The organism is Streptomyces sp. Alt3, from assembly GCF_030719215.1.
Lineage (GTDB): Bacteria > Actinomycetota > Actinomycetes > Streptomycetales > Streptomycetaceae > Streptomyces > Streptomyces glycanivorans.
The window spans coordinates 8,033,195-8,059,559 of record NZ_CP120983.1 but is presented as its reverse complement, the minus strand read 5'-3'; the positions used below and the strand labels follow the sequence as shown (position 1 = coordinate 8,059,559).

Genomic DNA, 26,365 nt, shown 5'->3' with positions numbered 1-26,365 from the left:
CCCCTTTCCAAGGCCTGACGCACCGGCCTGCCGGAGAGCGCCGCTCCCGCGGGCCACGTACGCCGACCCGTCCGTGAGCCCGACTCCCGCGGTCCTGGGCGGCTCTTCGCGGGCCCCGGCCACCGCGCTGTCGCCGTCCGAAGCGTCGGCACCCCGTGCGTCGGCGTACCCATGTGTTCCCGCACCGCTTCGAACCCGCCTGTGGGCGGGCATGCGCCGACGCATGCCCGCCCACAGGCGGGTTCCTCGTCTCTGACGGGGTTCCCCCTGCGGGGTCCAGACTCCGCAGGGGGAACCGGGCCGGTCCGAAGACGTCAGCCGGTCGGAAGGTGTTCCCGCACGGCACCGGCCGCCGACCGGACGTCGTGCGCCTTGTCCGCCACCACCGCGCCCACCGCGTTCCCCGTCCTGTGGGCGCTGCGTACGCCGGCGGTGGCCGCAGCCCGTGACCGGTAGGCCAGAGAGGGTTTGCCGTGGGTGTCCGCCGCCGCGATCAGCAGCCCCCCGAGCAACGAGAGGTTCTTGGTGAACTGGACCTGTTGACGTGCCCGTTCCTCAGGTTCCTGCGTCTTCCACCAGGCGTGCCCGGCCAGCGTGGTGGGGACCAGGGAGGCCGCCAGTGCGAGAGCGGAGGCGCGGGGAAGGCGACCTGTCGCGAGAAGGACGCCGGCACCGACCTGCACGGCGCTGTTGATCCGTACGAGTCGCACCGTGTCGTCCGGGAGCTTCGGCACGCGCGCCGAGACGGGCCGGGCCACCGGCTCGGCCGCACCGGCCACGGAGTGCGGATCTCGAAGCGTGCGGAGCCCGCCGGAGATGAAGACGGAGGCGAGCAGGGGGCGTGCGACTTTCCTCAGGATTGCCATGCTCCGCGCGTGCCCGGGTTCACTGCCGGCACGCGTCCCGCTTTCTCCCGGGGCCCTGCGGCGTCCGGTTGCGGAACAGCTGCCGGGCGAACCCGCGACCGTATCGGATGTCGACCTGCGTTGGTCCTCCGGTTCCTCGCCGTGCAATGCTGAACAGCGCGTGGATCGTGGCGGCAAGCGGAAGAAAGTGCAGGGTGAGGGCAGTGCGGCGGCGGGGCGGGGCCATGTTGTGGGATCGGTTCGCGGCGTCCGACCCGGGGTTGCTGCGGCTCACCGCCGGGCTGCGGACCGTCGGAGCGATCGGACTCACCCTGGTGGTCCTGGCGTTGCTCGGCACCGATGTCACGCACATGGTCGCCGGTGCCATGACGGCGATGACGGCGACCTTCGCGATCAAGGACACGCTCGTACGCGACCAGGCGGTCACCCTCGCCCTGGGCCTGCCGGTGGCACTGGCCGCCACGGCACTGAGCGCGCTGCTGGCCTCTCAGGTCATCGTGGGCGACCTCTTCTTCGTGGCGCTCATCTTCGGCGCCGTGTACTGCAGGCGGTTCGGCGAACGAGGCACGGCACTCGGCCTCATCGGCTTTCAGATCTACTTCCTCTCCCTGTTCGTCGGTGCCTCGACGACCGCCCTGCCGGCGCTCTTTCTTGCTCTGCTCATCGGGTTCGGCTGCAGTGCCGTGGTCCGGTTCGCCGTCGTCCCGGAGACACCTCGTCGCGTCCTTGCACGACTGCGCGATGCCTTCCGGACGCGAGTCGCCCAGCTCGTCTCCCTGCAGATCGAACTGCTCGACGCCGAACCCGAGCAGCTGGAGAAGGTGCTCGACGACATGCGGCGAAGCACCGCTCGGCTGCACGAAGCCGCTCTCATGATCCAGGGCCGTCTTGAGGAAGGCACACAGGACGCGGACAAGGCGGCACTGCTGCAACGCCGCATCGCGGACGCCGAGATCTCCACGGAGCGGCTCGGCATGCTGCTGCTCAACGCCCGGAGCGCCGAGCGTGCGGACACCCTCACCCTCCATCTGCCGCACGCGCCCGTGCCGCTCACCGGGGACTGGCGGCCTTCCGAGGACGACGCGACCATCGCCCTGCGCCGGGATCTCAAGGCGCTGCATCTCCTGGTGGACCGGCCCGCGACGAGCGACGGGGGCACAGCGGTCGCTCACCTGCGCAACCGGCTGCTCGGTTACCGGGACGAGGACAAGCTTCCCCCCGCCCCCGCGGGGATCCAGGACGCCTTCCGCGGCATCGGCGAGGCGGCACGGTCCGTCCTGGGTCTGCGGCTGGCACTGGGCGGGCCCCAGGACGAGTCCGACGACTCGCCGGCGACCACCCGTTCCCGCGAGGAGTTCGACGCGGAGGACATCGCCCTGGCCTCGTCCGAGAAGCCCGGCGACGACGACCGCACGGGGCTGCAACGCCCCACCACACGGGCCGCCTTCCAGGTGTCGGTGGGCTCGGTGCTTGCGATCATCGGCGGTGAACTCCTCTCCAGCCAGCGCTGGTACTGGGCCGTTCTCACGTGCTGGGTGGTCTTCCTCAACACCGCGTCCACCGGTGAGATCCTGGTCAAGGGCTACCGTCGGCTCCTCGGCACCCTCCTGGGCGCCGTGGCCGGTGTCGCGCTGGCCGGAGTGGTCGGGGACCACACGTGGGTCGCGTTCGCGCTGGTACTCCTCTTCATCTTCGCGATGTTCTTCACCGCTCCCCTGTCGTACGCGGTCATGTCCTTCTTCGTGACGGCCATGCTCGGCCTGCTCTACACCCTGCTGAACTCGTACAGTTTCGACGTGCTGGTGCTGCGCATCGAGGAGACCGCGATCGGCGCCGCGTGCGGGGTCGTCGCCGCCGTGCTGGTGCTGCCGGTGCACACGGACCGCCGTACCGACGAACTGCTGGGGACCGTCCTCGACAGGCTGGGGGATGTCGCCTCTGCCGCGGTGGAGCAGCTCAGCGGAGGGCCGTCGTCCGACCTGCTCGGCAAGGCCCGCGGCCTGGACACGGCGCTGGACGAACTGCGTGACTCCACCAATCCGTTGACCTACCCGATCACGCCGTTGCGCGGTCGGCGGCAGACCGTACGCTATCTGGTGGCCCTGCTGGAGACATGTGCATACCACGCACGCGCGCTCGCGGCTACCGCAGAGCTCGTGCCGCACAGCAAGACCGTCGCGGCCGATCCGCGTCTGCACCGGGCGGGGCGGCGCATCGCGCACAACATCGAGGTACTCGCGGCGCATGTGGGCGACAAGGGCATGGGGGGCGAGGTCCAGTCGGCTGCCAGCATCGCCTCCACGCTGCGGGACGACGGGTCCGGCACCCCGCCGTCAGGCGCCGTGACGTTCCGCGTACTGCGCCACCTGCAGCGCCTCGACGAAGGAGTGGTCGGGCTCGCCCGCCCGCTGGACGTACCGGTCGCCGAGCGCGCCGGGGAGAAGGCGGTACGCGGCTGAGGGAGGCGGCGGTGCCTCTCCGCGGAAGGTGCGGTTGACGTCGTTCCGCTGCTCCCACTGCCCGTCAACCGACGTCGGGCGAAGGGATGCCCCCCGCGCCGTCCGCCTCCATGGCCTTGGCAGGCACCAGGGCAAGACTGATGACGTGCCGGACGCTGCCCTCGCCTGCGCTGTGGCGTGCGCGGCGGGCGACGACGGCCTCCAATTCCTCCACCAGTTCCGTGAACTCCTCCGGGGTGATCCACACCGCGCCCTGGCGGTAGAGGACGCCCTCGCGGGCGGGTTCGGCGTCCTCGAGCGAGAGATAGCGGTCGAAGTCCGCCAGCATCGTCCCGGTGAAGACGGTGAAGGCCTGCCGGTGATCGTCCTTGGTCATGGCTGTGCGGGCGCCCTCGTCGACGAGGGCCGCGTCCTGACGGACCTGGTAACTGCGCTCGACGGTGCCGCGCACAGGCTTTTCGTGCACCACTTCCAGGATTCCCGCCTGGGTGAGAGTGGCGACGTGCCGGTACATGCTCGCCGTCGACACGTCGGGCAGCCGGTCACGCAGCTGGGCGGTGGTCAGCTCTCCGGCGCCGACCAGGGTCTGCAGGATGCGCATCCGGACGGGGTGGAGGAGGAGGTTCGCGGTGGCCATGACGCCAATGATCTCACATCTGATAACGTTCTCGAAGTTGAAATCAATCGCGAGAGGCGGAGCCTTGCCCGACATCGACATGACGGTCGCCGCAGACGACGGAACCCCGCTGGCCGGCACCCTGACACTGCCGGCAGGTCCCTCTCCGCACCCAGCCGTCCTGCTGCTGCACGGCTCGGGCCCCTTGGACCGCGACGGAAACACGCCCAAGCTCGTGATGGACCTGGCTCGTCCCATGGCCGAGGCCCTCGCGGCCGCAGGCATCGCGACTCTGCGCTACGACCGGCGCGGTGCGGGTTCCACCCCCGGCGACTGGCGGGCCTCCGGATTCACCGACAACCGCGAGGACGCCGCCGCGGCCCTGCGCGCGCTCGCCGCCCGCCCGGACATCCGTTCCGAGGCAGTCGGCGTCATCGGGCACAGCGAGGGCGCCCTGCACGCCATGGCCCTCGCTTCACGGACGGACGTGCGGGCGGCCGTGCTGCTGGCCGGCTTCGCCGGCCTGGGCGAGGACGCCTTCCGCAGGCAGGGCCGGTCGGTCGTCCGGACCATGCCCCTTCCCGTCCGGCTCCTCAGGCGTCCGCTGGGAGCACTGGGCAACAGAGCCCTAACCCGCATCAAGAAGACCCGGACCGATACGGCACGCATCGCAGGTCTCAAGGTCAACGCCCGCTGGATGCGCGAGATGCTCGTCCACGACAGCCGCGACGACCTCGCAGCCATCCGGACCCCGGTCCTGGCCATCACAGGCCTCAAGGACTTCCAGGTCGATCCGGCGGACCTGGACGTGATCGAGCACCTGGTGCCCGGAGGGGCGGAGACCCACCGGGTCGCCGACCTCACCCACGTGCTGCGGCGTGATTCCGGGGCGCCCAGCCTGAACTCCTACCGCCGCATCCTGCGCGAACCGGTCGACGCGGACCTCCTCGCGCGCGTCACCTCCTGGCTCACCCTCCACCTGGACGCGACCCCTCAGGCGCCCCCCGTCGAGGAGACGTCAGCCTCGTCCTGACCGGTGGACGAAGCACCCCCGCCGAAGTCCGACCGTCGGACACCTTCGACGGCGTGCCGTGAAAGCCCGGCGCGGCCGCGGACCCAAGGTCCCGCCACACCAAGTCGCCCGGACAGCGGACGCCCCGGCCCCGCTGCGAGCAGTCGCCCCGGCCCGGCTTCCAGGCCGGCTTGCCCGGAACCGGCGGGCGGCAGATGGAGAAGTCGTGCCCATGGCGTTTGAAAGTGTCCGACCGGTAAAGACGACGCGTTGACAGCAGCTGCATACGACGCGGTACGACGCGGCAGGAGACGCATCATGGGCATCATCGCTTGGATCTTCATCGGACTGCTCGCGGGCCTCATCGCCAAGGCGCTGATGCCGGGCAAGGACCCCGGCGGCATCATCATCACCATGCTGATCGGCATCGCGGGCGGCCTTCTCGGTGGCTGGCTGGGCAAGGTGATCTTCGGCGTCGATTCCATCGACGGCTTCTTCGACCTCTCCACGTGGGTCGCGGCCATCGTCGGTTCGATCATCCTGCTCGCCCTCTACCGCCTGGTCACGGGCAACCGCCGCCACGCCTGACGCAGGGCCTGGCGGAACTGCGACGCCCGGTCGGCTCCCCTCCCCCGAGGAGCCGACCGGGCGTCGCAGTATCGGTTCGAACCGACCGCGTTCACCGGATCACGCGCGGACGACGGGTACGTCGGCCTTCACGGAGCGGCGGACGTGGTGGAGTCGTCCCGGGCGGCGGGTGCGGAGGCAGCACCAGGATCCGTCGCCAGCACCACCAGGTGGTCCTCGGAGTTCCAGACACGCCGTTCGTCCTTCGGCGGGTTGAGCCGGACCCCACCGGTGGTGGGCTCGGTGCGCCCCTCGTGGCTGATGTAGCCGATCGCGCATTCTCCCCGGTCGCGTGCAGCGGCGACGAGGGTGGCGAACGTGGCCTCGGCGCCCTGAAGGACGTACCTTCCGACGGGTCGTAGGCACACGCCGGCGCCCTCGGCCGAGAACAACTCGTCGAAAACGGGTGCCAGATAGCGGTTCTGCGCGATCTGGGCCATGAGGAGGCCGGTCAGCTTCCCACTGACGATCACGTCGGACCCTCTGTTGACCGACGCCAGGGGGCGGTTGCGGTCCTCGACGAGTTCGGTGACCAGGCTGACCTCGTGTCCGGTGCGTTCCTCCAGCAGTCGCAGGGCCAGCAGGGTGACCAGGGTCCAGTCGTCTGGACGGTCCGGTCCTTCCCCCTGGTCCGGACCGAGGACGACCAGCCCGTCGTACGGACTCAGGTCGAGCCCGAGGAGCGTCTCGGGCCGTGACAGCGCCGCAGACCGGAAGCGCACACCCCCGCTCGTCGTCACGCCCTCCGCCTCCGGTTGCCTCGGCCCGGGCACAGCACTGTCCGTGATCACGTCCAGGACGGATCCGGAACGGGCCGTACGCAGCAGCTGACCGACGACGAGTGGAGCCCTCCGATTCCAGCCGAGCAGCAGCAACCGGGTCGGGGGGTCGGGCTCGGAAGGGGCCGAAACGATCACCGACGCGTCGACGAGGTGCCGACAGGCCTCGACCCGTGTGCCGGCGTCGTCGCGAGCGAGCACGATGAGGCGGCTTCCCGGCACGACAACGGTGTCCGTGGGCGGGTTGAGCAGCGTACGGCCCCCAGGCGTGAGCAGTCCGACCACGCAGGAGTTCGGGTGGCCCAACAGGGTGGCGCCGAAGGAAGCCAGGTGGAACGGCGCGGCGTCGGCCAGGTGAAACTCGTCGCCGGCGAAGTCGAGAAGGTCACCGAGGACCAGCGACAGCCCGGGTCGGCCGACGCACTGTGCGATCAGCCGCGCCGTGACCGTGTCGGTCTCCAGCACGGTGCCGTGCGGGCCGGCGGCGAGCCGTGCCGGAGCTCTGTAACGGTCGTCCCGGACCGCAGCGAGCACCGGCGGCCCGTCCGCGCCTTCACCGAGTACGGCGCGCAGAGCCAGCAGAATGCGCAGTACCTCGGCGTCGGCCGTCGGCTCCGCCGACGGCAGTACGAGGACGGTGCTCGCTGTCCTAGGGCTGACGAGCGCAAGCACGTCCGGGTCACTTGCGGGACCGCTGCGGCAGATGATCAGGGCGCGGGCGGCCGGGGGGACGCGGGCGGTCAGCAGCCTCTCCATCTCGACCTTGTCCCGGTCCGCGAGCAGCACGATGGCCCGCGGCCGGTGCGGGGCCCGGGCGGCGACCAACTCGCTCACCACTGTGGTCACCTGATCCGACCAGCCGAGCACGACGACATGGTCCTGCTCCAGGACCGTCGATCGTCCGCGGCTCAGCTCGGCCATCCGATCGGCCAGGCCCGTAGTGATCACTCCGACCAGGGTCGACACGCACAGCAGGGCGACCAACCCGAGCACGGCCGAGAGCACCAGCCGGAGCGGTGTGCCGGATGCGGCCCCCAGACGCAGCGTCTCCGCACTGGTTCGCCACGCCGCTGTCAGTCTCCCCGACAACGACCTTGGGGACCCGGGATCCGTCCACACCAGCAAGGTACTCACCGGCAGGACGACCGCCAGACACGTGATGACGAGCCAGCCCATCAAGGTGCCGGTGGATCGGGCCAACGTGCGGTCGAACCGGTAGCCCGCCCTGTCCCGCAGCGACACCCGCGGACGTTCCTTCGCTGTTTCCACTGCCCCCACTCCCCTCATCCGCGGCCGCGCCCCCCAGAGGGCGCGCCACGCCTTTCCCCTCACGCACAGTGCTGCCTCGAGATCGGTGACACGCGGGGTACGCAGGCCGGTTCATCCTTTCGGGCGGGTGAACCGGGCCGGGGAGCAGCAGGAGGAGGGAGGCGAGTTCCCGTCGGGATGCAGGAGCTCGTTGCATGGGTGCAGACCCAAAGGGCAGACGCAGTGCACACAGGCCCGCGGACGGGCCTGGAACGGAGGTCACGATGCTGTGTCACAGACCTGAAGGCGATGTCCTCGTCATCACCGTCGAGGAGGACCCGGGGGTCGGCGGGCGGGCCGGACCGGCACGGACATCGCTGAACTCGTCCGTGCCTACCGGCCTTCACCCGTGCTTCTCGTCATCGGCCGCGCGGTGACCCGAGGCTGTTCGTCCATACGCACATCGATGTCGCGCTCGACACGACGCACATCTCCGCCGCCTGAGGAGGCTCCGCAACCCATGAGTGCATCGGTGAAGAAGAGGTCCAGGTCCAGGGTGTACCTGTCGCTCGGCACCACGGCCTTCGGCATGCTGAGCGTCGTGAAACAGGCCGAACTCGCGCGGAAGGAGAGCGACACCCTCCGCCTGGTGGACGCCGTGATCTCCACAGCCAAGATCGTGACGGGCCTCGCGGTCCTTTACCGCGAGCTCAAGAGTCTGGGCGACGACGACGTCCTGTTCGGATGATTCATGGCGGCTCCCGAAGCGTGTCCGGTCCTGCGGGCCGTTCGGGCGTACGTGCCCGCTCCAGACTTGTGCACCGGCACCCCCTACTCCGGTGACGACTCCTGGCGCGCCACGCGGTAGCGGAGATGGACGACTCGTGAGTTGAACGTGCGGGTCTCGACGAGTTCGAGATCCACCCGGCGCTCACGCTGCGGAAAGAACGGGATGCCACCGCCCACCAGTACCGGGTGGACCATCACCCGGTACTCGTCGATCAGACCCGAGGCGGCCGCCTCCGCGGCGAGAGTCGCTCCCCCGATCGCGATGTCCCCCTCCCCCGGCTCGGCCCGCAAGCGCTCGATCTCGTCCACAAGGCTGCCGGAGGCGAGGCGGGCATTGCCCTGCACGTCCGACAACGTGGTGGAGAAGACCACCTTGGGCAGCGGATTCCAGAGCGCCGCCCACTCGAGCATGGAGGCGTCGAGCGACGGATCCTGGTCGGCGGTCTCCCAGTACAGCATCGTCTCGTACAGCCGCCGGCCCAGCAGATGGACGCCGACGCCTCGGATCTCGTCGGTGAAGTAGCTGAAGACTTCATAGTCCGGCACCGTCCAGTCGAAGCCGCCGTCCGGGCCGACGATGTAGCCGTCGAGTGACGTGCTCATCGAATAGGTCACGTTGCGCATCGCAGGTCCTCCTCGGTGACGGGGTTCGACATTACGACTGCCGAACCCCGCAGGACTCATCGCGACTCGCCGGACTCCGGGGGGGCGAGCGGCACGGCTCGCCTCTGTGGCAGAGCCGGGCCCTCGCCGTCCGTGTGGGCTTCAGCCGATGATCGCGACCGGGGCGTCCCATGCGTTGCGGTCGACGGTGATGGTGTGACCGCCGCGGGTTTCCTTGCTGTTGACCATGTACTGATGGCCACGGCTGTGGCCGGTGTACTGGGTCGGCTTCCACGGCCAGTCCGTGGTGGTCGTGTTCTTCTTGTCCCACAGGGCGTACCAGAGGTTGCCCGGCAGGTCCGTCTTGTTCGTGGCCGTGGCGACGGCCTTGGCGCTGGAACTGCTGAAACCGTACAACCCGCCCCGGTACGTCGCGTTGCGCAGCGTCTTGGTGAAGGAACGCACGTAGGTGAGGGTGGCGTCGTTGCACGCCTTGTCGGTGATGTCGTACGACTCCATGTTCAGGTAGATCGGGCTGCCGGCTTTCATCCCGAGCGCTGACGCCTTGGCCACCGCGTCCTTGGCGTTGCTCGCGCCGACAGCGACAGCCGTGGAGGAGGTGAACCTCTCCCGGTTCGCGCTCTTCTGGCAGGGCGGCTGCGCGCCGACGTAGAGCGGGATGAGCTTCCAGCCGGTGGCGTTGACCGACTTCACCCAGGACTTGGTCAGATTGGGCTGGGCGCAGCCACGGTTCTTCCCGCCGATGTAGACGGCGGTGGCGCCGTAGAAACCGGTGTGCCACGCCTTCATCGCGCTGAGCGACGGCGCGGCGCACGTGTCGAACGCCCGCCCGGTGTAGGTCTTCTGCGCGGGCCAGGTGCCGGCCGCCATGGAGGTCTGTGCCGCGAATCCGGCACCAGCGACCACGACAGCGCCCGCCGCCGACCACGCGATGTATCGGCTCTTCCTGGACAGCCGGTGTCTGGACATTCCCCACCCCATTCACAGTGCGGTTCAATACCGCATCCGACGCGCCCTCAGCCCGCGACTTGCAGTGCACCAAGGCTGTGCCGCAGTCCGGGTGCAGAGCCGGCGGAACACAACGGCGCTGTGCTTCGGGAGCCCGAAGCACAGCGCACGATATCCGACGGTGCCACCGGGGCGGAGCGAAGGCTGCGTGCGAGAACTGGTCGCCGGCGTGACGCTCGTCCTCGGCGGCCGACAGACCGGACCGGAGGCCCTGGGCCGCCCACCGAACTCGGCCGGAACAGCCTCGACGGGGCACCGGTGCTCGGCCGGGTGGACCGTGACTTCTCATGGAGAGCGGCCGGCTCGGAAATCCACCGTCCGGACAGCCTCTCCACCGCCGGAGGCGGGGCACACCAATGAATACTCGCAGGCTCCGAGACTGTGGCCGACCGGATCCGGCGGGCCGTGCAGCCGCTCCCGGGCGGGTGCCACAGCGCGCGGGACGTGGTGGCGGCGCATAGCGTGGAAGGGCCAGGGCCGGCGAGGCCGAGGATGCGCACGGGGCGGAAGCGCGTGAAGCCCGAGCTGGACTACAGATCGCTGTTCGCAGCGACGCCGAGCCCCTATCTGGTGCTGGCGGCAGATCTCGTGATCGTCGACGTCAATGTGGCGTACCTGCGGGCGACCGTCCGCACCTGGGACGACCTGGTCGGCCAGCACGTCTTCGATGCGTTTCCGGACAACCCGGCCGATCCGAACGCGGACTGGGTCCGCAACGTGGGGGCGTCGTTCGGACGGGTCCTGGAAACAGGCAGGGCGGACGTCCTGGCCATGCAGAGGTACGACATCCCCGTGGTCGCGCGGCCGGGGATGTTCGAGGAGCGCTGGTGGTCGACAGTGAACACACCCGTCCTTGATCCGGACGGGCATGTGGCGTGGATCATCCACCGGGTGGAGGACGTGACCGCGTTCGTACGGGCACGCCGAACCCGCAATCGCGGAGCGGGCGAGCAGCTGACCGAGCGGGAGGAGGGGATGGAAGCCGAGTTGTACATCCGGGCCCGTGAGCTGCAGCGTCTGAACGAGGAGCTACGGGCTGCGCACGGGCGGGAGCGGGAGGTCGCCGTCACGTTGCAGGAGTCGATGCTGCACTCCCCGGATCTGGCTCGCCACGAGAATGTCGCCGTGCGGTACCTGCCCGCGATCGGCTCTCTGAACGTGTGCGGCGACTGGTACGACACAGTCGACCTGGCCGACGGACGATTCACGGTTGCCGTCGGTGACGTCGTCGGTCACGGCCTGGAAGCAGCCACCGTGATGGGGATGCTCCGGAGCGCGCTGTCCGCGGCCAGCCGGGCGGTGACCGGACCTGCCCGAGCCCTCGAGGTACTGGGCATGTACGCCCGCTCCGTCGAGGGCGCACTTGCGACAACCGCGGTCACGGTGCTCGTCGACGCCCGGTCGAAACTGCTGGTCTACTCCAGCGCAGGCCATCTTCCGCCGGCTCTGCTGCACAGCGACGGCACGTACGAGCTGCTCGAGAACGCCACCGATCCCCCCTTGGGCGCGCGCCCCGAGCACGTACCTCGCCCGCAGGCCAGCGCCGCCTATCGCGCTGGCGACACCCTGATCCTGTTCACCGACGGGCTGATCGAGCGTCGCGGGGAAGACATCGACACCAGTCTGGACCGGCTCAGAAGAGCACTGGTCGGCATGACCGACCTTGCTCCTGCCCGACTGGCGGACACCCTGCTGGCACGGCTCGGCGTAGCCGGGGGCGGCGACGACGACATCGCCCTGGTAGTCGTCAGGCTCTGAGAGGCTTTGGACCGAAGTGTCCGGAGAGCCCTGGACGGTTCGAACCCGCTGTCCGGAGCCGGCAGCGGTCTCCTGGCGGCGCCGTGAGCGCTGCCCCGACGGCTTCGCGAACCGGTGACGAGCACCCCCGCGAAGCCGAGCACAGGCGCGAGGACGGCGGCGGCAAGACGGTTCATGCGCATGATCGGTAGTGCTCCCGGGGAGTCGATGGCATGACAGGCACATGACGACAGGCCCGCCGGACCGTCCGGGCGGACACCGGCGGCAGGCGCCACGTGACGGATCCCCGCACGAGACCCCGGCACCGCGACGGGCCACGGCGGCAACGGTGCCGCCCGGCGATGCGCGGTCAGCCGCCGTGAACGGTGAGCCGATAGCCCTCGGGGCCGGTGAACGAGAACACCGGGCCGAACGGGCTGTCCTGCAACGGTCCGACATCTTCCGTGCCCGCCGCCACCAGCTGCTCGCGCAGCTCCGCGGCGTCCGTGGTTCGCAGCCACAGCGCCACCCCCATGCCGGGACGCGTGACACCGTCCAGATCGACGCCCGGAAGGGGCTCACGGACGGCGAACGGAATCGGAGAGGTGGCGAAGACGACCGCGTGGGCCGGTGCGCCGGAGGCTCGGCGCAGCCCGAGCCGCTCCTCGAAGAAAGCGGCCGCGGCAGGCACGTCCCTCACCTGCAGGGCAAGGAAGTCGGGACCTTCGACGGTGGCGGTCATGACGTCTCCTCGATCGGAGCCGGCGGGGATCCACCGGCGGTGAATGTCAGGACTTTGACATGGGCGACAATAGGCATCGCGTCTCCGGCATGTCAAAATGCTGACATGAAAGATCGCGAGTCCGTGTCTCCGCCCCATCCGGCGCGGGACGTCACCGAGCACGTGGGATACCGCCTCAAGAGGGCCGCGGCCGCCCTGCGCGGGGCCATGGACAAGGCCCTGCGCGAGCAGGACCTCACCGTGCCGCAGTACTCCTGCCTGGAACTCCTCGACGAACACCCCGGACTGTCGAACGCCGATCTGGCGCGCGGCACGTTCGTCACCCGCCAGTCGGCCAATGTCGTCCTGCGCGGCCTCAAGGACGCCGGCCTCATCACCCGGGCGAACAGCACCGACCACGGCAGAGCCCTGCCCATCCACCTCACGGAGGCGGGAAAGCAGCGTCTGCACGCGGCCCGCGGTGCCGTTTACACCATCGAGGAACGCATGATCGGGAGCATCTCCGCGCGGCGGCTGACCGCCCTTCTGGCCGACCTCGACTCCATGACCGAGGCCCTCGACGGATGAACGCCCCGAACCCCCGGCCCGACAGGTCGCACCACGAGCGGTGCGCAGACACCTCGGTCGATCAGCTCCTGCCGTGGCGGCTTCCGCACGGGCAGGAGGCTGACACTCTTCATGTCGACCGATGACGGCCGGGAGGCGGTTCAACCGGACAGGGCCGCATCGTGAGTGATTTACGAGGGCGCGTGAGCGATGTGACGATACGGCGATGCCTGGCCTGCGTGCACGGATGGCTGTTCGCCGCAGTGACTTCACCGCCGCCGTGGTCGCCCGGGGCGCGGCGGCGTTTCCGGGAGCCGGCCGCCGCATGCCGTCGGATCACCACCGGGCCGACGGGCGCTCCGGCGACGACTGTTGCCCCGAAGCGCTCGCTCCAGGGCCCCTCGGATGCGTCGTGCCGGCCCGAGGGACCGGTGCCGCTCCGGCCGTCCGTGTACGGTCAGGCCAGCGCGGGCTCCCGTTCCGTTCGGGCGGTCGCTCGGACGGCGGACGGCGCTTCTCGCCAGTAGCCGCAGAAGTAGATCCGCTCCTTGTCGATCCCTCGCTCGTTCACCAGATAGCGCCGCACGGACGTGGCCAGGGCGGACTCGCCGGCCACCCAGACGTACGGCGTACCGGGCGGGAAGGACAGGCTGCGCAGCGCCTCCACCGTTCGCGCCCCGTGAGCGCCGTGAGTATCGGATCGGTACAGCCAGTTCACCCGGCCGGCCAGCTCCAGCACGTCCTGCTCGTCCTGGACCTCGAGAAATGCGTGAACCGGGGTGCGGGCTTCTTCGAGCATGGAAGAGATCGCGGGCACAGCCGTCTCGTCACCGATGAGGAGCTGCCAGTCCGCGTCGCCCGGTCGGTAGCGTGCTCCATCGCTGAGGATGCCGATCCTGTCGCCTGGCGCCGCGGTTCCGGCCCAGGCGGACGCCGGCCCGCTGTCCCCGTGCAGTGCGAAGTCGATGTCGATGCGTCGACGTGCATGGTCGATACGACGCACGGTGTAGTTGCGGACCACCGGACGCCGGTCGGCCGGCATCGCCTGCAGTTCGGCCCACCAGTCCGAGCCGGTCGGCAGTCGCAGATCATTGCTGACCGGGAGGAAGATCCGGACCAGGTGGTCGGGGCCGGCGTATTCGAAATCGCCCACGCCGTCCCCGGTCAGCGTGATCCGGACCATGCGTGGCGCGAGTCGGCGCACCTCTGTGACCGTTGCGAACATGGGCCGCTGCGGTGGCACCTGACGGGCTGCAAGCGATTCGGACATCGAAGGACCACTCCCCACGAACAAGCGACACCGGAATTAGGTTAGGTTTAGCTTAGTTGCAAAATCCTGGGCCGCCACATCGCCCCCGCGACGGAACGTGGCTCTCAGGTCCTCCAGGCCGTCCGCGCCGTAGCCGCACCTCCCCATGCCTCCACACGCGCGGCGAAGCCGGAGCCGGCGGGGCGAGTGCGCTCACCGCGTCGAGCCGGTCACAGCGCAACTGCTCGACGCCGGCTCGCACCGAGCGGGCGGGGCGCCGTGGCGGGAACCGGTCTCCCCGCAAAGAGCCTTCCGCCGGGGCCTGTTGCGCGCCGACGTGTTGCGCGTACCCTCCCACCAGCCGTCGGCGTGGGCGGGCACGGGCCGCCGGGGAGGGCTTCCGTTCTCCAGGTGTACGGCGTGGTGTCACGAACCCACCCCCGCCCGGTACCCCGGGACCGCTGTCCTTGGGTCGCCCCTGATCCCCCCACCACCCAGAGGTCGTCCCCCATGACAGAGCTCGACCGTCGCAGGTTCCTGAAGATTGCCGGAGGCACCGCCGCCTTCACGATGCTGAACGAGAGCATCGCGAGGGCCGCGGCCATCCCGGCGCGAGGCAGCACGGGAACGATCCAGGACATCGAGCACATCGTCGTCCTCATGCAGGAGAACCGGTCCTTCGACCATTACTTCGGGTCGCTGAAGGGAGTGCGGGGCTTCGGGGACCCGAGGCCGGTGCTCCAGGACAACGGCAAGTCCGTCTTCCACCAGTCGAACGGCACGAAGGACGTCCTGCCCTTCAACCCGCAGGTGGCCGACCTCGGGATGCAGTTCCTGGAAGGGCTGGACCACGACTGGGCCGGCGGCCACCAGGCCTACAACAACGGCAAGTACGACAAGTGGGTTCCGGCCAAGACGGCCACGACCATGTCGTACATGACGCGGAACGACATCCCGTTCCACTACGCCCTCGCCGACGCGTTCACCGTGTGCGACGCCTACCACTGCTCGTTCATCGGAGCCACCGACCCCAACCGCTACTACCTCTGGTCCGGGCACACCGGGAACGACGGTACGGGAGGCGGCCCTGTCCTCGGCAACCAGGAGGCCGGCTACAGCTGGAAGACCTATCCCGAGCGGCTGGAGTCCGCCGGGATCTCGTGGAAGGTCTACCAGGACATCGGCGACGGCCTCAACGCGGCCGGGTCCTGGGGATGGATCAACGACGCCTTCCGCGGCAACTACGGCGACAACTCCCTGCTGTACTTCAACAGCTACCGCAACGCCCAGCCCGGCAGTGCCCTGTACGAGAAGGCCCGCACCGGCACCGACGTCAAGGCGGGCGGCACCTACTTCGACCGGCTGCGCGCGGACGTGACCGGCGGGACGCTGCCGGAGGTCTCCTGGATAGCCGCGCCCGAGGCCTTCAGCGAGCACTCCAACTGGCCGACGAACTTCGGTGCCTGGTACATCTCTCAGGTCCTGGACGCCCTCACGGCGAACCCTGCGGTGTGGGCGAAGACCGCCCTGTTCATCACCTACGACGAGAACGACGGCTTCTTCGACCACGTGGTCCCGCCGTACCCGCCCGCCTCGTCCGCATGGGGCCTGTCCACGGCTGACGTGTCCAAGGACCTGTACCCGGGCGGCGGGAACTACGCGGCGGGACCGTACGGGCTCGGCCCCCGCGTGCCGATGATCGTCGTCTCGCCGTGGAGCAAGGGCGGCTACGTCTGCTCCGAGACCTTCGACCACACCTCGGTGATCCGCTTCGTAGAGCAGCGCTTCGGTGTGCGGGAACCCAACATCTCGCCATGGCGCCGAGCCGTCTGCGGGGACCTGACCTCGGCCTTCGAATTCGGCCGCGCGGATGCGGCTCCCGCTGCCCTCCCCTCCACCGCCGGATACGTGCCGCCGGACAGGAACCGCCATCCGTCCTACCACCCGACGCCGCCGGCCACGGCCGCACTCCCCGAGCAGGAGGCGGGATCCAAGCCGACCCGTGCCCTCGGCTACAGCCCGTACGTGGACGGCCGGGCCACCGTCTCCACCGGGAAGTTCACCCTGACCTTCTCCGGTGGCCCCTCCCTGGGCGCCCACTTCCACAGCACCTCGGGCAACCGCACGGACGGCCCGTGGCCCTACTCCGTCGAAGCGGGCAAGACCCTCTCGGACACCTGGAGCACCAGCGGCTCCACCGGCAACCAGATCGATCTCACGGTCTGGGGGCCGAACGGCTTCCTGCGCACCTGGCGTGGCCCGGCGAAGAAGAGCGGCCCCGAGGTCACCGCCCGCCATGTGGGGACCAGCGGCAACCTGACGCTCAGCATGACCAACTCCGCCTCGGCCGCGGTCAACCTCACGGTGACCAACACCTATGGCGGGACGCCCCAGACCTTCAAGGTCAACCCCGGCGCGACCGTGTCCCACACGGTCGACCTGCGTGTCACCGCACGGTGGTACGACGTCGAGGTCGTCTCCGACGCGGACCCCACCTTCCTGCGCCGCTTCGCCGGGCACGTGGAGAACGGCTCCCCGGGCGTCTCCGACCCTGCGCTCAGGACAGTCTGAGGCGCAGCACAGGCCGTGCGTCCCGCCACGCCTCCGGGCGGGACGCATGGCCCTGCCCGGGCGACGTCCGCGGTTCAGGTCCGGCTCGTACCTGCCGGCGGGTCGGCGTACACGTCGTGCAGCATGCCGGTGGCCTGCCCGACTTCGACGAGATGGCCGTCCGGGTCTCGCACGTAGCAGAGCAGCTCGGCCTTGCGGTCGATGGGTGACGTGAGAAATTCGGCGCCTTTCGCACTCCACTCGCGGTGGCATGCCTCGATGTCGGCGACGCGGAGGTTCAGGAAGCTGTTGACGATGCTCGGGTCGGCGGGCGGGTGCAGAGTGACGTCCGGCTTGTCGGGGGTGGGGCCACCGCCGTGGTTCAGGCCGGGGGACGGCACCGGACTGCCTCGCCCAGGTGGCCGGTGCCCCGCGCCCGGGATGCACTGAGGCCGTCGGCGCGGATCGCGTGGCCGACGGCCGATGACGAGGAGTACATGATGAGACACCACACCCGGACCGCCACCGCACTGGCCTCGGTGCTGCTGGCGGCCGCAGCAGCCGGCTGTTCCGAGGACACGCCAGGCGGTGGCAGCACCGGCGGCACGGACACGGAGGTCCGGGGCAGCGGCCGCCAGGCCGACGCACCCGCTGCCGCCTCGAAATCCCCTTCGGCGACCGTCTCCGCCAGGAAGGGCATGTACGGCGAGTCGCTCGTGGACGACAAGGGCATGACGATCTACGTGTTCGACAAGGACACCGAGAACAAGTCCAACTGCACGGGGGCCTGCGCGAAGGCATGGCCGCCGCTGCTCGTGGCGGCTACGCCGACAGCGGGCAAGGGGGTCGAGTCGAACCTGTTGAAGACGACGCCCCGCAGTGACGGCAAGAAACAGGTGACCTACAACGGTCACCCGTTGTACCGGTTCGATGAGGACCAGAAGGCCGGCGACACCGACGGACAGGCCGTCGACGCCTTCGGCGCCAAGTGGTACGTCATCGGCCCCGAGGGCAAAAAGATCACGACCGAGCCGACGAACGGCACGGACGGCGGCTACTGATTCCGGCCGTGCCCGATCCGGTCCCGCACGCCGGAGGGCGTCCGGCAGGAACTGTGGGCCTACCTCGCCGTCCACCACGCGATCCGCAGGTTCGCCCACGCCGCAGCCCTGGCGGGCCCCGTTATCGACGCCGACCGCGTCCCCTATCTCAGGTGCGTCCGCATCATCCGTCGAAGCGTTCCATCCCAGCTCGGAGCCACCACCGCCAAACTCACCCGCTCCCTCGCAGAGGCCGGACAGGAGGCACGCAGCCGATTACTCCCGCCCCGCCGGAACAGGAGCTGCCCACGAGCGATCAAGAAGCCCAACCGGTGGCCCGTGCATCGGACCCGCGCCAAACGAGGAAGGGTCGAGCCGGTCGCTGGGTCCTCAACCAGACCAAGAAGGTCAAGTCACACCGACGGGCGGGGAGGCCCGTGCTCACGTAGAGCCTCGAACGTCGCGGCACAGTTTGAACTCGACACATCGGAAGCTCTGCGCCGCCCTGGCGGGACTTGCGGGTCTTCGCACTCACGATTGGTGATGATGGAGAGCCCAGTGCCGGTCGTTCGGCGTCGGCACGGTCCGCCAGCGAGCCCGGAGAACTCCGTCTTGGTCCGGCATGACAGCGGCGAACAGAGGCACACGTTCATCCGCATAAACGGACAAGAGTGCGGCGGTGGAGGCACTGGATATCCGCGCGGTCAGCTCGGGGAAGTCTTCCTCGTTGGCGACGGCACTGAGGATACGACCGGATTCGTCCTGCCAGACGCCTTCGATGAGGCCTTCGGTAGGGAGTGCTCGCAGAACGGTCTCGACGTCGGGGGACAACGGAGGCCACACCTCTAGGCGGGCCCGGGGTGCCAGTCCGGCGCGGACTGTGCTGATGGTGTCGACCGTCAGGTGATGCCATCGTGTGGCACCTTCGAGGTACGTCTCTTCCAGAATTCCGGCGACACCGTCGCAGACGGCCCGGTGCAGGCAAGCCCAGAAGTCGTCGTCGCCGGGCCGCTGAATGCCTTCTTCCTCCTCCTCGAAGCCATAGGGGGAAGCGTCCATGCGTTCTGCGAACAGTCCGAGATCACGAGTCCGGACCAGCGCCTCCACGCATGGCTGGCTGCTGCTGATGTAGAGGTACTGGTCCCACCCCACGTGGGCCGCGAAGGTGTCCTCGACCTCCAGCCTGCACCACGCGCCGTTGTCCCGCAGCATGGCCCGCACCAGTTCCAGCCCGACATCGAGCGGTACTTCGGCCCCGTCGTGGAAGTCAGCTGGGCCGGATGGGAAGAGCCCGTCTAGTCCAAAGCCATCTAGTGGAGGCTCGACGCCGAAGTGTGCCAGGGAGGCGACTTTCGGTTCGCGTACGGCCAAGTGACCGATTCCAGTGTCCTTGGCGAATGCCGCGAGCGCTTGTAGATAGGCCGCCTCGACCTCGCCGTGATCGCTGACGGTGTCCTCTGGCCCTGTATAGGACCCGTGTTCGTCGCGGTCGGAGGGGTCGTACTTGGTGACGCGGTAGAAGTAGGTCAGCACAGCACCATCCTCCAGGAGATGCCGAACTGAGACACCAGGGGCAGGGGCCCCTGACACGTCGGAGACCTACTGGGCAGCCGGACGTCGTGTGCCGCGCGAACCTACAGCTCAACCTTCCCCGACCCCGGCACCGCCCCTAAAGCAACTGCATTGGCCTGCCCCTCCCCCCGGCCCGGCGTCCGGCGCGGCAGCGGGCGCGTCGGACGAGGGCGCCTGCGTACGAACCCCTTGTGCCCCTGGCAGGGGCCGCCCTAGAGTTTGCAGCAAGCGCTTTCTACCACCGGGGCACCTCATGGGCGCGGCTGGTACGGCCAACTGCCACCCAGGGGACGGCGCCGGCGCGACGCGTGACGGCGCAGGCCGGGGCCACGATGTGTTCGAGAGGGAGACGTGACGAAGGATCACGGTGTCCAGGCACCGTCAACCGGCAGGCACCGCTTCGACCACTCGCCGTGGGCCTTCTGGTCCGAGGCAGGTGCCGAGGAGCACGCCCGTCAGTCGGCCCTGCAGCAGGCCTTGCTCGACGAGCACCCCGCATACGCCTTCGGTGACCGGTGCTACGTCTCCGGACTCGCCTCGGTGGACAACACCGAACTGGAGTTGGGCGACAGCTCGTACATCGCGGCAGGCGCGTACCTGACCGGATCCCTGCGTGCCGGCCGCGACTGCACCATCAACCCGTACACCGTGGTGCGTGGCCAGGTCGGACTGGGTGACGCCGTACGGATCGGTGCGCACACCTCCCTCCTCGGCTTCAACCACACCATGTCGGATCCCGACACCGAGGTCTTCCGGCAGCCGCTCACCTCGAAGGGCATCCAGGTCGGGAACGACGTCTGGATCGGCTCCCATGTCGTGGTGCTGGACGGCGTGGTCATCGGCGACCGTGCTGTCGTAGGGGCGGGAAGCGTGGTGACCAAGGACGTCCCGTCCGGCTCCGTCGTCGGCGGCAATCCCGCCAGGGTGCTGCGATGGCGTGTCCCGGGAGCGGAACCGGCCCGTCCCGCCGGACCGGGCGATCCGGCCGGGGCCGTCGCCGCGTTCGCGGATTCCGCGCGCGACCAGGCGCAGGAGGTCCTGGGCAGGTATTTCGACGGAAGGACAGATGACGGCATCTTCACCGACCGGCCCGGTGTCGCGCCCACTGTCCGCGCCCAGTGCGACGCGATCGAGATCGCCGACGTGCTCCTCGGCCGGGCGCCGGACCAGTTGCCCGTCGACCGCCAGATCCGCCGGCTACGGGACTGGCAGGACCCCACGACAGGCATGGTCGGGACGCTGCTCCGGGACGGCAGTCAACTGAAACCGGAACCGGTCCTGTTCGATGAGGAAGCCGGCTACCACGTGCTCTGCGCCGGCTACGCGCTCGATCTACTCGGAAGCGCGTTCCCCTCACCGATACGGGTGGTGGCGGACGCCTCCGCTACCGACGTGATCACCCACCTGGAACGACTGCCCTGGTCCACGAACGCGTGGAGTGCCGGGCACTGGGTGGACATTCTGGGAACCGCGTTCCTCTGGAACGCCCTGGCCGACGAGAAGGGGCACCCGGGCTCCTACGAGTCCCTGTTCGGCTGGCTGTTGACCCGAGCGGACCCACGCACCGGCATGTGGGGCACCCCTCGCCGCTCCGACGGGCTGCTCCAGATCGTCAACGGCTTCTACCGCGCCTCTCGCGGCACCTTCGCGCAGTTCGGCCGGCCACCGGCCCATCCGGAACGCGTCATCGACACGGTTCTCGAACACGCCCGGGACGTGCGGTACACGCGACCCGAACGGCAGAACGCGTGCAACATCCTCGACATCGCCCACCCGCTATGGCTGACCCGGCAGTCGGGTTACCGCACGGAGGAGGTCGACGCGCTGGCGCGGCGCCTGCTCACCGACGCGATCGGCCACTGGACGCCCGGTCAGGGCTTCGGGTTCCGGGCGCCGCACTCGGGCGTACGCATCCATGCCGAGTCCGTCCCGGGTCTCCAGGGAACCGAGATGTGGCTGGCCATCATCTGGTACCTCGCCGACCTCACGGGCCTGGAACAGCTGCTCGGTTACCGCCCTCGCGGGGTACACCGCCCCGAACCGCATCCGGGAATCACCTCGGCCGGCGCCAGGAAGCTCTGAGAGCCGAACCGATCGAGCGCGTCGACCTGCGTGGCGCGCAGCGAAGAGGCGCGGGATCGCCGACGGCCGACGCGTCACGGCGCGGCACTCGCCGATCGTGGCCCGCCGACGTCGGCGTGCTCTTCCACCCACCCGTTTCCGCGGTCCTTTCCGGTCCGCCTCCCAGGGATCCGGGCCACCGGTGCGTACGGCCGGGTGAACACGAACCCCCACAACACCCCCACACCCGGGCCCGAATCGCAGCTCACCGGTCTTGTGGAACGGACCGTCAAGTCCCAGCTACGCGCGGTGCGATGAGGGTAAAGAAGTCCTCCACATGTCGACATTCCTCCTGTGAAGATTGCGTAGATCACAGGACGATTACTAAGGTCAGCCATCGAACCTTCGCGCGAATGCTCACCCATCCGGGGTGGCTGCGAGGGAACCGCCGAGTCCGTGACGTGCACGGAGCCGGGGATACGTTCGTCATCCCCACCACCCGGTAGGCGGGCTCAAGGAAGAAGGAGCTCGCCATCGTGGCGTCCCACCGTCGTCCCAAACAGCCGAGCCGCGCCCGGGTGACCGTGCTCACGGTGACCGCCACCGCGGCCGTGGCCCTGACCTCCCAGGCCGCCCACGCCGACCCCAAGCCGACCAAGAGCGAGGTCAAGGCGAAGGTCGACAAGCTCTACCACGAGGCCGAGGAAGCCACCGAGAAGTACAACGGCGCCAAGGAACAGCAGGACAAGCTCAAGAAGCAGGCCGACGCGCTCCAGGACCAGGTCGCCCGCGGCCAGGACGAGCTCAACACCCTGCGTGGCGAGCTCGGTTCACTCGCGACCGCGCAGTACCGCTCCGGCGGCCTCGACCCGTCGGTCCAGCTGCTGCTCTCCTCGGACCCGGACAGCTTCCTCGACCAGGCCTCCGCGCTCGACCAGCTGACGGCCAAGCAGGCCGAGTCACTGCAGAAGATCCAGGCGAAGCAGCGCACCCTCGCGCAGCAGCGCAAGGAGGCACAGGGCAAGCTCACGGACCTCGCCGAGGTCCGCGAGGCGCTCGGCAAGAACAAGGCGAAGTTCCAGAGCAAGCTCGCCGACGCCCAGAAGCTGCTGAACACCCTCACCGCGGCCGAACGCGCCAAGATGGCCGAGGACGACCAGCGCGCCAGCCGCTCCGCGGGCGACCGGGTGGAACTCGGCAACGAGGCACCGGCATCCGCGCTCGGCGCCGCCGCCCTCCAGGCTGCGAACACTCGGGTGGGCACGCCGTACGTCCGCGCCGCGACCGGTCCCGGCTCCTTCGACTGCTCGGGTCTGACCCAGTGGGCCTATGCCCAGGCCGGGGCCGACATCACCCGGACGACGTTCACGCAGATCAACCAGGGCACCCGTATCGCGCGCAGCCAACTCAAGCCGGGCGACCTGGTCTTCTTCAGCAGCACCTCGCACGTGGGCCTCTACGCGGGCAACAACACCGTGCTGCACGCCCCGTACCCGGGTGCCTACGTCCGCTACGAATCGATGAGCACCGTCGGCTCCTACGAGGCCGCGGTACGCATCTGAGGACGCGCCGACGTACGAGGTCCTGGGCACTGACGTCCCCGCCCGTGGCGAGGAAGCCTTGCGGACTGCGCCGGCGGCCGCGCAGGACCTCTGGCGACCGCGCGCGGCCTGCCTGATCGCTGACGATCCGGCCGTGACGACACCCGGCCGGATCAGGGCTTCCGCCTCTCAGCGTGAGCACGAAGGGTGACGGCGGGGGTCACACCGTAGAGCCGACGGTAGGCGGCGGCGAAGCGCCCGACATGAGGAAATCCCCACGTGGCCGCGATCTGCGTCACGCTGGAGGTGTGGGGGTCGGCGTTCGCGAGATCGACGTGAGCGCGGGTGAGACGGACCTGGCGCAGGTGGCCGAGGGGCGTGGTGTCGGTGTGCCTGCTGAAGGCGTACTGCACTGCGCGAGGGGTGACGAACGCGGCAGCCGCGATGTCGGCGAGACCGATTGCTCGGTGGGCGTTCTCCTCGATGAAGCCCTTCGCCCTGCGCAGGGTCTCGGTGTGCGCGTCACGGCTGTCGGTGCGGTGGTCCTGCTCCTCGGTCGTGATGCTGGGCAGCGCGCTCAGAGTCACAGCGGCCAGGTGCTGGGCGGCGGTGGCGACGACGAGACCCTCCACGGCCGGGCCGGTGAGGACCTGGTCCCGCAGGAAGGCGACGGTGCTGCCCAGGCGTCGGTTGGCGGCCGCGTCGACCGGACGCCGGCCGGTGAGCCGAACCGGTCCGCCGACGTTCGCGCCGACGGCGGCCACCTGGTCCAGCAGGGCGGGGTCGAACATGGTGATGGTGTAGCGGGCCGAGTGGAGGGCGCCGGTGTAGGGGCGGTCGGGAGGGGCGATGAGGAAGGTCTCTCCGGGGCCGTAGACGTCGTGCCGGCCGTCCGTGGTGTCCACCATGCTGCCCTTGTGCACGGTGATCAGGCAGATCGTGTCCAGCCGGTCGGCGTCGTAGGACATGGTGTAGCCGAAGTCGAGACGGTCGACGACGAGCCCCTCGGCCGCGTTCCGGACTATTCGGGCCCGCGTGTCCTGCGGCCGCCCGCCGATCCGCATGGGCGTGTACGCCCGCGACAGAAACGCCTCGGTCGCCTCCAGGCTCCCGCTGTCGAAACGCTCCGTCTCCAACTTCCCCTCCCGCGCCCGCGGGGCCTGGTGCCCGGCTCCCCGGCTCACGGTACGCGGTCCGGTTCCTGGACGGGCGACGAGCATCGGCACCGGAGGTTGCGGGCCACCCTGTGACCACACGGCTCGGGCCGCGGGCTTCGCAGGGCGGTACCCGTCGGCGACGACGCTCCCTTGCTCCGCAGCGCGCAGCCGGGAAGGTCGGAAAACGAACTCACGAAGCCTCTGCCGCGAAACCCTGACGGGCTCGGCAAGGGCCAGGGGTGTTCCCGGCCGGGGCGGGGGCACTCCGAGAATCCGAGGGGCCGTCGACGATCAGCCGATCAGGGCCGTCATACGGCCGGGGAAGGAGGGCGGCGATGCTCGCAGTTCGCAGGACTCGGCACCGCAACGGCAGGGCTGAGCTCACCGCGTACCGGGAGGCGTGCGCAGGAGGTGAGTGGCAGCTGTACGTGGCGGGCGAGTTCGACGACGCCACCACCGGCTCGCTGGCCGATGTGCTCGACGACGCCTGTCGGGAGCGAGCCCGGCGGATCGTGATCGACTGCTCGGCCGTCACCTTCGCCGACGTCGCCTTCCTGCGAGCGCTGCTGACCCCCCACGCCCACGACGTCCAGGTCGTCCTGGCCGCGCCGTCGGGGGCCCTGCGCCGACTTCTCCAGGCCACGGGCACTGTCAGCCGTTTTCCCGTCACGAACCGTGCCGGGTCCGTACCGACCGGGTGATCCGGAACTGCCTCGTCACCCCGCCGGGATAGCCGCCGGGAAAGCCGCCGAGCGGACGGCACCCTGGTGTCCGGAGGTCCTGTGTGTCGTGAGGTCCTCGTCCGTGACAAGGCCGGACCACTCGACAGGACACCCCGAGCGCGACGCTCATCCGGGGATGTCGCGGCTGACGAGCGGCGCGGGCGAGGCCGCCGAGGTCTTCGGACGGCCCACGTGCCACCCGTCGGCGCATCGAACGGCCGTGCCCCCTGGGCTCGTATGATCAACGGCAGGGATGGGGGTCGTAGCGCAGAGGTCGTCGCGCCTTCACCGCATGTGGGAGGACGCCGGTTCGAATCCGGCCGCCCCCATCCCGTCGCCGCTGCACCGGCCTCGCCTTGAGAACAGAGGGGACAGGCAGCCGCCGGGGCTCCGACCAGCAGTCGGAGTCAGTCGGTCGGGGTCAGTGCCGGGACTTGTTCGCGAACACCCAGCGGTTGCCCTCCAGCGCGTCGTTCGGCTCGGGCAGCGGGCCGCGTCCGTGCCGTCGGGTGAAGTCGAAGGGGGTGTGGACCGATGTGGACCAGCCCTTGCCTTGCAGATCTCCTGCGGAATCGGGCCGTGGTCCTCCGTCGAACAGATTGAGCAGGTCGATGCCGAGTTGCTGTTCCGTCGAGGTGTAGAGCGAGCTGTCGCGGTATTCCAGCAGGTCCTTCTCCAGCTTCACCTCGTAGGCCAGTGCGCTTCCTCTCGTGCTCAACTGGTCCACCGTGTCGATGAGGTAGGTCTCGGCGGTGATGGGCAGGTAGAACAGCAGTCCCTCCGCCAGCCAGACGCTCGGGGCAGCCGTGTCGAACCCGGCGTCGGTCAGCGCTGTGACCCAGTCGGCTCGCAGATCGATCGGGATCGGGACCCGCGCCGCCTTCGACGTGGCCGACAGTCCGCCGAGTACGTCGTGCTTGAAATCCAGCACTCCTGGCTTGTCGATCTCGAAGATCACGCAGCCGGACGGCCAGTCGAGCCGGAACGCCCGTGAGTCCAGTCCTGCGCCGAGCAGCACCACTTGTCGAGGGGCGCCGGCGTGCACCGCCTGGAGGAGGAAGTCGTCGAGAACCCGCGTACGCAGACCGAAGTACCGCGCGAAACGTCCCCACAGAGGGTTCGCGTCCCCGTCCGGGGCCTGTTGGATGCGGACCGGCCAGTCCGCGGACGCCGGTGCGGCCCGCACGAAGTGTTCCGCGTAGACGTCGCGGGCCAGGCTGTCGTGGCGGTGGGTCTCGATCGCCCTTGACGCGGCGACCAGGAGGGCGGTCAGTCCGATGCCCCCTTCCACGCCCTCCACATCGGCGTTCCGACGAGCTGTGTCGACCATGTGCACTCCTTCTGTGCGAAAAGGCAGGACTTAGGGGCGCTGCGCGTGCTGGATCCGGGGCCGCCCCGCAACTCTGCGGCTCCCGTGGGC

At 69.5% G+C, this 26,365-nt stretch carries 21 protein-coding genes, 1 tRNA gene and 1 pseudogene; 12 read left to right on the top strand and 11 right to left on the bottom strand.

Going from position 1 to position 26,365, the window contains the following annotated elements; genetic code table 11:
- Nucleotides 1-314 precede the first annotated feature (314 nt).
- Nucleotides 315-866 carry a DoxX family protein gene (locus P8A20_RS35725; protein ID WP_147961751.1) on the bottom strand — a complete coding sequence of 184 codons (552 nt, stop codon included), beginning with the start codon at nt 864-866 and terminating at the stop codon, nt 315-317.
- A gap of 224 nt (nt 867-1,090) precedes the next feature.
- On the opposite strand from P8A20_RS35725, the gene P8A20_RS35720 reads away from it, so the two are divergent.
- On the top strand, nt 1,091-3,325 hold the full coding sequence (locus tag P8A20_RS35720) for an FUSC family protein (RefSeq protein WP_147961752.1): 2,235 nt from the start codon (nt 1,091-1,093) through the stop codon (nt 3,323-3,325).
- Nucleotides 3,326-3,389: 64 nt separating this feature from the next.
- On the opposite strand, the gene P8A20_RS35715 is transcribed toward P8A20_RS35720, so the two are convergent.
- Entirely contained in the window at nt 3,390-3,962 is a 573-nt protein-coding gene (locus P8A20_RS35715; RefSeq protein WP_147961753.1) for a helix-turn-helix domain-containing protein, read from the bottom strand.
- Nucleotides 3,963-4,026: 64 nt separating this feature from the next.
- Between P8A20_RS35715 and P8A20_RS35710 the strand changes: the two genes are divergently transcribed.
- On the top strand, nt 4,027-4,974 hold the full coding sequence (locus P8A20_RS35710; RefSeq protein ID WP_147961754.1) for an alpha/beta hydrolase family protein: 948 nt from the start codon (nt 4,027-4,029) through the stop codon (nt 4,972-4,974).
- Between the two features lie 297 nt (nt 4,975-5,271).
- On the top strand, nt 5,272-5,541 hold the full coding sequence (locus P8A20_RS35705) for a GlsB/YeaQ/YmgE family stress response membrane protein (protein ID WP_014158114.1): 270 nt from the start codon (nt 5,272-5,274) through the stop codon (nt 5,539-5,541).
- A gap of 128 nt (nt 5,542-5,669) precedes the next feature.
- On the opposite strand, the gene P8A20_RS35700 is transcribed toward P8A20_RS35705, so the two are convergent.
- A complete protein-coding gene (locus P8A20_RS35700; RefSeq protein WP_306104990.1) occupies nt 5,670-7,628 on the bottom strand; it encodes a CASTOR/POLLUX-related putative ion channel in 1,959 nt (652 codons plus the stop codon).
- Between the two features lie 499 nt (nt 7,629-8,127).
- Between P8A20_RS35700 and P8A20_RS35695 the strand changes: the two genes are divergently transcribed.
- Nucleotides 8,128-8,355, top strand: coding sequence for a hypothetical protein (locus tag P8A20_RS35695; RefSeq protein ID WP_147961756.1), 228 nt, complete (start codon nt 8,128-8,130; stop codon nt 8,353-8,355).
- Nucleotides 8,356-8,438: 83 nt separating this feature from the next.
- Here the strand turns inward: P8A20_RS35695 and P8A20_RS35690 are convergent, their stop codons facing one another.
- Nucleotides 8,439-9,020, bottom strand: coding sequence for a dihydrofolate reductase family protein (locus tag P8A20_RS35690; protein ID WP_306104989.1), 582 nt, complete (start codon nt 9,018-9,020; stop codon nt 8,439-8,441).
- A gap of 141 nt (nt 9,021-9,161) precedes the next feature.
- The gene (locus tag P8A20_RS35685) at nt 9,162-9,989 is read right to left on the bottom strand and encodes a glycoside hydrolase domain-containing protein (protein WP_306104988.1); all 828 of its coding nucleotides are present in this window, start codon (nt 9,987-9,989) and stop codon (nt 9,162-9,164) included.
- Between the two features lie 552 nt (nt 9,990-10,541).
- Between P8A20_RS35685 and P8A20_RS35680 the strand changes: the two genes are divergently transcribed.
- Nucleotides 10,542-11,786, top strand: a complete 1,245-nt coding sequence (locus tag P8A20_RS35680) for a PP2C family protein-serine/threonine phosphatase (protein ID WP_147961759.1) — start codon at nt 10,542-10,544, stop codon at nt 11,784-11,786.
- Between the two features lie 349 nt (nt 11,787-12,135).
- Here the strand turns inward: P8A20_RS35680 and P8A20_RS35675 are convergent, their stop codons facing one another.
- Nucleotides 12,136-12,507: a VOC family protein gene (locus P8A20_RS35675; RefSeq protein WP_147961760.1), complete on the bottom strand. Its 372-nt coding sequence runs from the start codon at nt 12,505-12,507 to the stop codon at nt 12,136-12,138.
- 105 nt (nt 12,508-12,612) lie between these two features.
- On the opposite strand from P8A20_RS35675, the gene P8A20_RS35670 reads away from it, so the two are divergent.
- Nucleotides 12,613-13,074, top strand: a complete 462-nt coding sequence (locus P8A20_RS35670) for a MarR family winged helix-turn-helix transcriptional regulator (RefSeq protein ID WP_147961761.1) — start codon at nt 12,613-12,615, stop codon at nt 13,072-13,074.
- 436 nt (nt 13,075-13,510) lie between these two features.
- On the opposite strand, the gene P8A20_RS35665 is transcribed toward P8A20_RS35670, so the two are convergent.
- Nucleotides 13,511-14,323 (bottom strand): siderophore-interacting protein, encoded by an 813-nt coding sequence (locus P8A20_RS35665; protein WP_147961762.1) that lies wholly within the window; start codon nt 14,321-14,323, stop codon nt 13,511-13,513.
- A gap of 489 nt (nt 14,324-14,812) precedes the next feature.
- Here P8A20_RS35665 and P8A20_RS35660 point away from each other — a divergent pair, with 489 nt between their 5' ends.
- Nucleotides 14,813-16,873, top strand: a complete 2,061-nt coding sequence (locus tag P8A20_RS35660) for a phosphocholine-specific phospholipase C (RefSeq protein ID WP_306104987.1) — start codon at nt 14,813-14,815, stop codon at nt 16,871-16,873.
- A gap of 74 nt (nt 16,874-16,947) precedes the next feature.
- On the opposite strand, the pseudogene P8A20_RS35655 reads toward P8A20_RS35660, so the two are convergent.
- A pseudogene (locus tag P8A20_RS35655) lies at nt 16,948-17,238 on the bottom strand (VOC family protein); the annotation flags it as partial.
- A gap of 114 nt (nt 17,239-17,352) precedes the next feature.
- On the opposite strand from P8A20_RS35655, the gene P8A20_RS35650 reads away from it, so the two are divergent.
- Nucleotides 17,353-17,913 carry a COG4315 family predicted lipoprotein gene (locus P8A20_RS35650; RefSeq protein ID WP_306104986.1) on the top strand — a complete coding sequence of 187 codons (561 nt, stop codon included), beginning with the start codon at nt 17,353-17,355 and terminating at the stop codon, nt 17,911-17,913.
- A gap of 510 nt (nt 17,914-18,423) precedes the next feature.
- Here the strand turns inward: P8A20_RS35650 and P8A20_RS35645 are convergent.
- Nucleotides 18,424-19,425 (bottom strand): RNA-binding protein, encoded by a 1,002-nt coding sequence (locus P8A20_RS35645; protein WP_147961860.1) that lies wholly within the window; start codon nt 19,423-19,425, stop codon nt 18,424-18,426.
- A 390-nt stretch (nt 19,426-19,815) separates the two neighbouring features.
- Between P8A20_RS35645 and P8A20_RS35640 the strand changes: the two genes are divergently transcribed.
- Both P8A20_RS35640 and P8A20_RS35635 read left to right on the top strand, forming a co-directional pair.
- Entirely contained in the window at nt 19,816-21,546 is a 1,731-nt protein-coding gene (locus P8A20_RS35640; protein WP_306104985.1) for an acyltransferase, read from the top strand.
- A 515-nt stretch (nt 21,547-22,061) separates the two neighbouring features.
- Nucleotides 22,062-23,087 carry a C40 family peptidase gene (locus P8A20_RS35635; protein WP_147961861.1) on the top strand — a complete coding sequence of 342 codons (1,026 nt, stop codon included), beginning with the start codon at nt 22,062-22,064 and terminating at the stop codon, nt 23,085-23,087.
- 152 nt (nt 23,088-23,239) lie between these two features.
- Here the strand turns inward: P8A20_RS35635 and P8A20_RS35630 are convergent, their stop codons facing one another.
- Nucleotides 23,240-24,202, bottom strand: coding sequence for a helix-turn-helix transcriptional regulator (locus P8A20_RS35630; RefSeq protein WP_147961862.1), 963 nt, complete (start codon nt 24,200-24,202; stop codon nt 23,240-23,242).
- Between the two features lie 356 nt (nt 24,203-24,558).
- On the opposite strand from P8A20_RS35630, the gene P8A20_RS35625 reads away from it, so the two are divergent.
- Together P8A20_RS35625 and P8A20_RS35620 are read left to right on the top strand one after the other, a co-directional pair.
- A complete protein-coding gene (locus P8A20_RS35625) occupies nt 24,559-24,924 on the top strand; it encodes an STAS domain-containing protein (RefSeq protein ID WP_306104984.1) in 366 nt (121 codons plus the stop codon).
- 276 nt (nt 24,925-25,200) lie between these two features.
- Nucleotides 25,201-25,274: transfer RNA gene (locus tag P8A20_RS35620), tRNA-Ala, on the top strand.
- 92 nt (nt 25,275-25,366) lie between these two features.
- Here the strand turns inward: P8A20_RS35620 and P8A20_RS35615 are convergent.
- Entirely contained in the window at nt 25,367-26,275 is a 909-nt protein-coding gene (locus P8A20_RS35615) for a class I SAM-dependent methyltransferase (protein ID WP_306104983.1), read from the bottom strand.
- Nucleotides 26,276-26,365: the final 90 nt, after the last annotated feature.